Genomic DNA, 1,213 nt, shown 5'->3' with positions numbered 1-1,213 from the left:
CGCGCGGCGGCACGGCGGCCGCCATGGCGATGGCGGGCCTGCCCCAGGCCTACCTGCCCGGAAAGAGCATGGCCTCCATGGCCGCCAGCTCCTACCAAGGCGAAGCGGGTCTCGCGATCGGAGTTTCGACGATCACCGAGAACGGCCGCTATGTCTACAAGCTGCAGGGCAGCGGTACCACCACTGGCGACTGGGGTGTGACCGTGGGCGCGGGTATTCAGTGGTAAAGCTCCATGCGCTCGCCGGAGCGGTTGCATATGCGATCGCTTCGGCGGGTGGCAAGGTCAATCCATTTGCATCACAACGAGATAATCGCAATGAGCGACATCAATAAGAAATTCACCACGCTGCTTGCATACGCCATGCTGGCGGCAGTGCCGATGTGCGGCGTTGCCAAGACCGGCAATGGCGGCGACATCGAAGTTCGATTCCCGAGCCTGGATAGGGCAGTGATCAAGGAAGGTTCCTATCCGTCGACCGAAAACGTACGCAAGATGGCACCGGGCCTGACCAAGAATCAAGTATACGATCTGCTGGGCCGGCCGCACTTCCGCGAAGGCGTATTCGGCGTGCGGGAATGGAACTACATTTTCCATTTTCGCGCGGACGGCAAGGTCACCACGTGCCAGTACCAAGTGATTTTTGGTTCCGACAAGTTGACCGAAAGCAGCCACTGGTCCGGCAGCGCTTGCGAGGCCGTGTTAGCCGAACCACAGGTGGCCGCCGCATCAGTTCCCGCTCCCGCGGCCCTTCGCGTCGAACCGCAGCCCAGGCGCATCAACTTATCGGGCGATGCGCTGTTTACCTACTCTAAATCCGATCTCCACGACATTCTCGTCGACGGCCAGACGCAACTGACGGCCATAGCGGAGCAGATCAAGTCGGCCGGCGGAGCATCCGTCCAAGTCATCGGCTATACCGATCGCATCGGCAGCTATCAGGCTAATATGGCCCTGTCGCAGCGCCGCGCCGATATCGTGCGTCAGTTTCTTATCGGAAAGGGGGTTGATGCCGGTTCTGTGGTAGCCCGCGGGGCCGGAGAGTCCAGTCCGGTCACCCAGTGCTCCGATTCGCTCAACAAGAGTCATTTGATCGCTTGCCTGCAACCCGATCGTCGGGTCGAGTTGATCGTGAATGCGATGAACTAAGATAGGAGCCCGCCATGGCATGACTGAATGCGATGCCATGGCGGGCCAGACGGTTTCGCTAACCG

Annotated in this window: 2 protein-coding genes; both read left to right on the top strand. The window is 60.3% G+C overall.

Annotated elements, in window-relative coordinates; genetic code table 11:
* Positions 1 to 227: YadA C-terminal domain-containing protein (locus V7787_RS52810; RefSeq protein WP_336095453.1), on the top strand; the 227-nt coding region annotated here is incomplete at its 5' end.
* Between the two features lie 90 nt (positions 228 to 317).
* Positions 318 to 1,148, top strand: coding sequence for an outer membrane protein assembly factor BamE domain-containing protein (bamE, locus tag V7787_RS52805; protein ID WP_336095452.1), 831 nt, complete (start codon positions 318 to 320; stop codon positions 1,146 to 1,148).
* Positions 1,149 to 1,213 lie beyond the last annotated feature (65 nt).

It is taken from the genome of Pseudomonas sp. CGJS7 (assembly GCF_036961695.1).
Note: the sequence above shows the minus strand (reverse complement) of the source record. Positions and strands in the feature narration are given on the sequence as shown.